Origin of the sequence: Methanoregula sp. (assembly GCF_049690535.1) — an archaeon.
Classification (GTDB): Archaea; Halobacteriota; Methanomicrobia; order Methanomicrobiales; family Methanospirillaceae; genus Methanoregula.
The window spans coordinates 64,953-72,555 of the sequence record NZ_JBAVMX010000087.1 but is presented as its reverse complement, the minus strand read 5'-3'; the positions used below and the strand labels follow the sequence as shown (position 1 = coordinate 72,555).

Annotated in this window: 7 protein-coding genes; all 7 read left to right on the top strand. The window is 56.0% G+C overall.

The features are described from left to right. The first annotated feature begins 1,108 nt into the window (after window positions 1-1,108). Window positions 1,109-2,347, top strand: coding sequence for an aldo/keto reductase (locus WCE46_RS06590; RefSeq protein ID WP_424732907.1), 1,239 nt, complete (start codon window positions 1,109-1,111; stop codon window positions 2,345-2,347). Then, the gene (locus tag WCE46_RS06585; RefSeq protein ID WP_424732906.1) at window positions 2,340-3,023 is read left to right on the top strand and encodes an MBL fold metallo-hydrolase; all 684 of its coding nucleotides are present in this window, start codon (window positions 2,340-2,342) and stop codon (window positions 3,021-3,023) included. The genes WCE46_RS06590 and WCE46_RS06585 overlap by 8 nt, the downstream gene beginning before the upstream one ends. Beyond that, window positions 3,020-3,661 (top strand): TetR/AcrR family transcriptional regulator, encoded by a 642-nt coding sequence (locus tag WCE46_RS06580; protein ID WP_424732905.1) that lies wholly within the window; start codon window positions 3,020-3,022, stop codon window positions 3,659-3,661. Before WCE46_RS06585 ends, WCE46_RS06580 begins: the two co-directional genes overlap by 4 nt. A gap of 31 nt (window positions 3,662-3,692) precedes the next feature. After that, entirely contained in the window at window positions 3,693-4,421 is a 729-nt protein-coding gene (locus WCE46_RS06575; RefSeq protein WP_424732904.1) for an ABC transporter ATP-binding protein, read from the top strand. Further along, a complete protein-coding gene (locus tag WCE46_RS06570) occupies window positions 4,414-5,820 on the top strand; it encodes a hypothetical protein (RefSeq protein ID WP_424732903.1) in 1,407 nt (468 codons plus the stop codon). Before WCE46_RS06575 ends, WCE46_RS06570 begins: the two co-directional genes overlap by 8 nt. 78 nt (window positions 5,821-5,898) lie before the next feature. Continuing rightward, window positions 5,899-6,975 carry an AI-2E family transporter gene (locus WCE46_RS06565; RefSeq protein WP_424732902.1) on the top strand — a complete coding sequence of 359 codons (1,077 nt, stop codon included), beginning with the start codon at window positions 5,899-5,901 and terminating at the stop codon, window positions 6,973-6,975. Window positions 6,976-7,068: 93 nt separating this feature from the next. Further along, a complete protein-coding gene (locus tag WCE46_RS06560) occupies window positions 7,069-7,494 on the top strand; it encodes a hypothetical protein (protein WP_424732901.1) in 426 nt (141 codons plus the stop codon). The last annotated feature ends 109 nt before the right edge of the window (window positions 7,495-7,603 follow it).

Here is a 7,603-nt window from a genome sequence, read left to right as displayed (position 1 = left end):
GTTGAGGGCCTAGTCTCGTAGGAGTTCTTGGGTTCGAATCCCATCCCTCGCACTTTTTCTGTGGGTTATAGGTATCTCGCTTTTTGCAACCCATCATATTCTACAGCGTTTCTGATATCACTTGATGCATTCTTTTTCTTCATTCTCCATCGCGTTCCCCAATTTATCCCCAACTTTTCCGCATCACATTGCCGCATTCGTCACGGACATTTTATAAAAAGTTTACAAAGGCTGGTGACAATTCCGGAAAATGCTCACCAACATTGCCGGACTTTCCAAAAAAATTCAACAAGTTTATCCAATTTTTACAAAAAAGTCCGGCAAGGTTTCCGGATTTTTCTAAAAATGTTTACCAAAGTTACCGGACTTTTTAAAAATTATCCGGCAACGTTCCCGGTCTTTTTGGAAAAAATGAGGGGCCAGAACACACCTTCCTACACCTGATCCACCAAGGGACTTTGCCGGACTTTTCGGAAAAAACCCGGCAAGGTTATCCAACTTTTACAAAAAAGTCCGGCAAGGTTTCCGGACTTTTCTAAAAAAGTTCACCAGAGTTACCGGTCTTTTCAAAAAATGATTGGATCACGAGCGGGGAATTCCGGAAAATAACCGGCTTTGTCCGGGTCTGCCGGGGAGGGGGTACCCCCATCAGGCCCGGTACATGGAGGTGATCCCCACCCACCCTAATCCGGGCCCAATTCGGCCTCCGATTACCTTACCCTCACCCAAAAATAAGCCCGTATCGGGCTCCGATTTAAAATAACCCCAAATCAGCCTTATTTTGTTAATCGGACAAAATAAAACGTTCACGTATTGCGTTTTTGAGGCCCGATCCCTAGCCCGGATGGGTTTCCGGTAGATGGTGAAAATGACCGCTGCCAGAACGCGAATATGGCCCGCCAAAAGGCATTATATGGGGCTCAATTCTGGCGTATTTTGACAAATAAAAAGATATGCGGCGTCCGATTTTTACCACCCCCAATCGGACGAGTTTACGGGCGTTTTTTATATGCAAAATGAGTCTGGATGGCGTTTCGCACAGGTTAAATAGTATGCCCGTCCCACGTACTGACTGACCAGTCAATTTACGTACAAACAAGGTGTTCCTGTGCTCTACCGTACCGTTCCAAAGACCGGCGACCGGCTCTCCATCCTCGGCTTCGGGTGCATGCGTTTTCCGTCAAAGAAGCGAGGCATCGATGAAGAGCGGACGATACAGCAGATCCGCCACGCGATCGATTCGGGTGCCAATTATTTTGACACGGCTCCTGCCTACCATTTCGGCAAGAGCGAACAGATTCTCGGACGGGCGCTTCTTAACGGCTACCGGGAAAAAGTGCGGATCGCAACCAAGCTCCCGCACTGGGAAGTCCGCACCGCGAGTGACATGGACCGGATCCTCTCCCGGCAGCTCGTGACCTTACAGACCGATCACATCGACTACTACCTGCTCCACAGCATGGGTAAAGAGAGCTGGGAGAAACTGGAAAAACTCGGCGTGCTCGCGTTCCTTGACCGAGCAAAACGCGAGGGGAAGATCAAAAACGCCGGGTTCTCGTTCCACGGCACTCTTGCGGCGTTTAAGGAGATTGTCGATACGTACGACTGGCAGTTCTGCCAGATCCAGTACAATTTCCTTGACGAGAACAACCAGGCCGGGACTGAAGGGCTCCGGTATGCAGCAGGAAAAAACCTCGCCGTGATGGTCATGGAACCGCTGCGGGGCGGGAACCTTGCCGGGCCGGTACCGGCTGAGATTCAGAAGATCTGGGACGAAGCACCGGAGAAACGGTCGGCTGCCGAGTGGGGGCTCCGCTGGGTCTGGGACCACCCGGAGGTGACCGTCGTTCTCTCAGGCATGAATGACGAGGCCCACATCGATGAGAACATCCGGGTCGCCGGCTCCGCGCTCCCGCAGTCGCTTACCCCGGACGACCGCGACCGTATCGGCCGGGCCAGAGACACGTACCGCCGGCTCATGAAGGTCGGGTGCACCGGGTGCGGGTACTGCATGCCCTGCCCGGCCGGGGTCGATATCCCCGGCTGTTTCTCGCTCTACAACGCCCGCCACCTCTTCCCGAAAGACCGGAGCGCAAAGTTCCACTATTTCGGACGGCACGGGGGCCTCATCGGCGATGTCTCGTATGCCGGGCTCTGCCGGCAGTGCGGGAAGTGCGCGAAGGCCTGCCCCCAGCACCTGCCGATCCCGCAGCTCATGAAGGACGTGAAAGCCGATATGGAGGGCGGGATGCGTATCGCTGTGCCGGTGCTCAAGGGAGGCCTGTGGTGCATGAACACGGCAGCAAAAGTCCGCGCCCTCTTTTCAGGAGAGAAGTCCCATGACTGACGCGGCTCCCCAGAATGCTCTCGTTCGCCCGATCCCGCTCGGCCACGCAAACGCGTTTCTTATCCGGGGAACCCGGCCGATCCTTGTCGACACGGGCCTCCCGGGGAACACCCCGAAGATCCTTGCCGTCCTGCAGGAAGAGGGATACAAGCCCTGGGACCTTGCACTCATCATCATCACGCACGTTCACACCGATCATTTCGGGAGCGTTGCCGCCCTTGCCGGGGCGACCGGCGCACCGGTGCTTGCCAGTGCCACAGAGGCTGATGCCCTTTCCCGCGGGGAAAGCCTCCCGGCGGTGCCGGCTTCGTTTATGGGAAAGGTCATGCGCCTTATGATCGGGAAACATGCCCCGGCCCCGGATCTCGCGGTAAAACCGGTGATCCGGGTCGATGCCCCGTACCGGCTCGATGCGTTCGGGATCGATGGCGAGGTCGTCCCGACCCCGGGCCATACCCGGGGATCGCTCTCGGTGCAGCTGGCAACCGGCGAGGTTATCATCGGTGACCTTGTCATGGGGATGTTCCCGGCACACAAACCCCGGCTCCCGGTCTTTGCCGAGGACACGGAAACGGTAAAAACGAGCATCCGCACGATCCTTGACCGGAAACCATCAATTATCTACACTGGCCACGGCGGGCCGTTTACCTGCGATCAGCTGGAGGCCCTGCTGTGAGCAGCGTTGAGGCAACCGACAAACGGGACGCGATCCTCAAAACCGCACTTGCGCTCTTTACCGGGCGGGGGTTCTACGGCACGCCGACTGCGATGATCTCCCGGGAGGCAGGAGTCGCGACTGGTACGCTCTTTTTTTATTTCAAAACAAAAGAGGAACTGATCGACACCCTCTACCGGCAGATCAAGAGCCTGGCTGCCGCTGCGCTGCGCGAAGGGGTCGACCGGGAGCCGACTGTCAAGGCGAAGATCCGTAAAGTCGGGAAGAATGCGCTCGCGTGGGCGATCACCCACCCGGACGAGTTCCGGTTCATGGAACAGTTTGCCCATTCCCCCTTTGTCTCCACGACCGCCCATGAAGAGGGGATGTCGCATTTCCTCTTTTTAGAACAACTGGTAAGAGACGGGGTACGGGAAGGGACCCTCAGGGAGTGCGACACCTGGCTTCTCTGTTCGGTGCTCGCCTCGTCGCTCTCCGGGCTTACAGCCCGGATCATGGAATCCCCGGATCCCGGAGAGCGGGAGATCCTTGCCCGGCAGGGACTGTTATTTATCTGGAACGGCATCGCAGCACACCCGGACGGAGAGTCCTGCGAGGGGACACACACACAAACAACGACAAAGAAAAGGAGCAGATGACTATGGAACAGGAAGTATCCGGAGGAAACAGATGAGCGAAAACGTCATTGAGGCCCAGGGCCTCACGAAAGTGTATGGAGACCTGACAGCGGTCAACCATGTGAGCCTGTCGGTGGAGAAAGGGGCGCTTTACGGCCTCTTAGGCCCAAACGGCTCCGGTAAGTCAACGATGATAAAGATGCTGACCGGGCAGATCCGGCCGACTGCCGGCACGGCAACGGTGCTTGGGATTGACGTGCAGAAAGAACCGGTTCATGTCCGGGAGCGTGTCGGGATCATCCCCGAGCAGGAGACGCCTCCGAGTTTTCTTACGGCATCGGAGTACCTGCAGTTCGTGGGCGCGATCCGGAAGATCCCCGATATCGATGAGCGGGCCGCATGGTGGTTTGACTTCCTCGACTTTGCCGACAAAAAAGACGTGCTCTGCAAGGACCTCTCCAGAGGCACCAGGCAGAAACTGATGTTTGCGCAGGCCTTCGTCCACAAGCCGGAACTTGCCCTGATCGACGAACCGCTCATCAATTTCGACCCGATCATGCAGCACCTTGTCAAGGACTACCTCAGGGATTACGTCAAAGCCGGAAACACGATCTTCCTCTCGACCCATATCCTCGAAGTCGCCGAGGAGATTTGCTCGGGGTTTGCGATCCTGCACAAGGGAAACATCCTCCATGCCGGGCCCGTCGCCAATCTTACGGCCGAGCACCGGCACCTTGACGAATTCTTCCTTTCGCTCGTGAAGAGTGGCAGCCATGTTTGATCTTTTCATTGCGATGGTAAAGGAAGAATGGCGGGTCCATTCGACGATGTTCGGGAGCCTCTCCTTTGCGCTCTTTCCGATCCTCATCTTCTGGATCGCATTCATGGGCTCGTTTCTTCTGCCGCTCATGCGCCAGGCGCTGCCGGCCGGGGAACTCTCGCTCATCCTCCATGCGAACTACATGATGCTCGGCTTCATGGTTGGGGCGTTCGGCCTCCTTGGCACCGAAGTGATGAACCGTCGGTTCGGGCAGGCGAGCCTGCTCTCCTATTCCGCACGGAGCCTGCCGCTCTCCGAACGGTTCATCTTTGCAAATTTTGTCGTCAAGGACACGCTCTACTACTTTGTCCTCTGGGTGCTCCCGCTCGCGCTCGGCTTTCTGCTCGCCTCGCCCTTTATCGGCGTCCCGGTCACCCTGCCGCTGCTCCTTGCGCTCACGCTCACGCTCTCGTTTTTATCCGGGCTCTGTGCCGTCTTTTTCCTCTCATCAGTCTATTCGCGCTCGAAACCTGCGCTCGCGGCGGTCCTCGTCATCCTTGCCGTGGCAGCCGGGGCACTTGCCCTGATTACCGGGCAGAACCCGGCCCGGTTCTACCCGCCGCTGCACCTGTTCCTTGCATTCTCATGGACCGGCCTTGTCCTCTCCTGTGCAGCCATTGCCTTCCTTTTCTGCGTCTCTATCTGGCTCTTCTCTCCCGAATCCTCCGATGCAACGAAACATCACAGGAGCCTGCTTGTGCCGCTCGCAAAAAAACTCTCGATCTTTCCGAGTCCGCCCCTTGCAGCAAAGGATCTTATTGACATGTACCGAAGCGGCGGCATGATCGGCCAGATCCTTTTCTCATTCCTGATACCGCTGATCGTGATCTGGTTCTTCCTTTCGCTCCTCTCAGGATACCTGCCCGCCTACGGCGTGCTCCTTGAGTTTGCTCTTGTTACCGGCGTGATCGCCTCGACCATGTACACATGGATCACGATGTTTGACACGTTCGGGGCCTATGCCTGCCTGCCGGTCAGCGTCCGCACCCTCATTAAAAGCAAGATCGTGAGTTTTTCCGTCCTCCAGATCATCCCGGCGATCTTCATTGCGGCAGTCGCTGTGCTCTCCGGGCAGGCCGTCTACCTTGTACCGGCGGTCGTGCTCTGCCTCTCGGTCTCGTTCTACAGCCTCGGGATCACGGTCTGGCTGACCGGCCTCTCGCCGAGCGTGCTTGTGTACGATGTCAGGGTCATGGTTACGTACCTTGCCCTGACCGGGGTTGCACTTATCGTCCTCTCCGCGGTCGCATTTGCCGCACCATTTGCCGCTCTCGGTGCAGTTCTCCTCCTGATCCCTGCGGTCTTTTTTGCCCGGCTCGGCTTTGCGAAATGGGAGAGCCGCGAGCAGCCGGGGTTCTGATCCCCCTTTTTTGGCAGCAGGCATATTCTCCCAGGGAAAAGGGAATCTTTGTATGATCTGCCGACAGATACCAGCACAATGACCTTTCCCGCGACCCTGTCACGCACCGAGCATATCCTGCTCTGCCTTGCCCTTGTTGTGGTCATTATCCTTGGCATCAAAACGGCCGGGTCGATCATAACCATTGTCCTCGTCGCGCTGATCCTCGCGCTTCTTCTCTACCCGGCAACCCGCTGGCTGCGCACAAAAGGCCTCCCGGCACCCGCCGCCGTCGGTGTCGTGACGGTCATCGCCGCGCTGTGTATCGCCCTGATTGTGGTCCTGACCATCTCTTCGTTTAATATGATCATCGCCGACATGCCGCAGTACCAGGACGACCTTGCGTTACGGCTCGGGGATATCACCGCGTTCCTCGGCGCTCACGGTTTTGGCGCCGGACAATTCTTATCTGCCACGCCGGACCTCGGGAACATTATCCCGGCCCTGCTCTCGTCGCTCCTGAATCTCGGCGGGGCACTGATGGATATCTTTTTTGTCGCCGTGACGACGTTTTTCATGCTGCTTGAAGCACCACGACTGATTGAGAGAGTAGAATTGATGCTGCACGGCGAGCCGGAAAAACTATATCAGCTCTCCCGTATGAGCGGCTTTGTGATCGATTTTATTGTCGTCCGCACCGAGACCAACCTCGTCCACGGCCTGCTCTTTGGCGGGGTGCTCGCCATCATGGGCGTGCATGCTGCGATCCTCTGGGGAGTACTGACCTTTATCCTTGGTTACATCCCGTACTTCGGCCTTGTCATCGCGGCGATCCCCGCCATCTTCTTTGCCTGGCTCCAGTTCGGGATCTGGGGGGCGGTTGCGGTGATCGTGCTTGTCTGCATCCTCAACCTGATCGTGGAGAACCCGGTCTTTTCCTGGCTTGCGGCACGGAAATTCGAGATACCGGCTCTTGTTGTCATCCTCTCGGTTATTTTCTGGGGATGGTTACTCGGGCTTACCGGTATGCTCTTTGCCGTTCCCTTTACGCTGATGCTCATGACCCTCTTCCAGTTCAGCGATGAACTCCGCTGGATCAACACGCTGATGGGAGTCGGGAGCCTGTCTGGGGAGAGCGGGACCGGCGCAGATCCGGGGCCGGCCGGGGAAACCTGAGTCCGGCCCGGGCGACCATTGCAGGATTTTTGGGATTTACTAAAAAAAAAGAAGATTCGATAATTTTTTGGGACCCGGCTCACAATACCGGGTATGCTATCTCGGGAAGAACAACAGGAATATACCGATTTTATTGAAAACCAGTTGCAGGACTTTTCCCTCGTCACAAAAATACAGAAAAAGATCAGGATCCTGTTTATCAGCCGTTCGAAGATGAACGAGCTCCGTGGACGTTTTATCCAGAAGACGAAACCGGTTTTTGCAGACTACATAAAAAAATCCGGAAATGACGATTTTATGACAGACCTGCAGATCCGGTATTTTGAGAGACGGATCCGGACGCTTCCCCGGGACACGCTGCTCCGGTTATACGATGAATATGATAAGATCAACAGGGTCAGATCAGATGCAGTCAGGGAAAAACTGCTGAACTATTTTTATCATTCCCTTAACCTGTCGTACAGCATGAACGGCTGGTTCCTCAAACTCTATGCAGAGGAACTGAAAAAGAAACTGTGAACCGGGATCTTTCTCAGTGGATATTTCGATTTGTACAATCGGGAACCGGGAACAGTCCACACAATTTTCCAGGAACTGCTGGCGAAAATAAAACTATCTTTTGCATATT

Excerpts from the sequence above, each read along its gene's own strand:
- WCE46_RS06585 (WP_424732906.1), top strand. The coding sequence starts at position 2,340 with ATGACTGACGCGGCTCCCCAGAATGCTCTCGTTCGCCCGATCCCGCTC.
- WCE46_RS06575 (WP_424732904.1), top strand. The coding sequence starts at position 3,693 with ATGAGCGAAAACGTCATTGAGGCCCAGGGCCTCACGAAAGTGTATGGA.
- WCE46_RS06570 (WP_424732903.1), top strand. The coding sequence starts at position 4,414 with ATGTTTGATCTTTTCATTGCGATGGTAAAGGAAGAATGGCGGGTCCAT.
- WCE46_RS06565 (WP_424732902.1), top strand. The coding sequence starts at position 5,899 with ATGACCTTTCCCGCGACCCTGTCACGCACCGAGCATATCCTGCTCTGC.
- WCE46_RS06560 (WP_424732901.1), top strand. The coding sequence starts at position 7,069 with ATGCTATCTCGGGAAGAACAACAGGAATATACCGATTTTATTGAAAAC.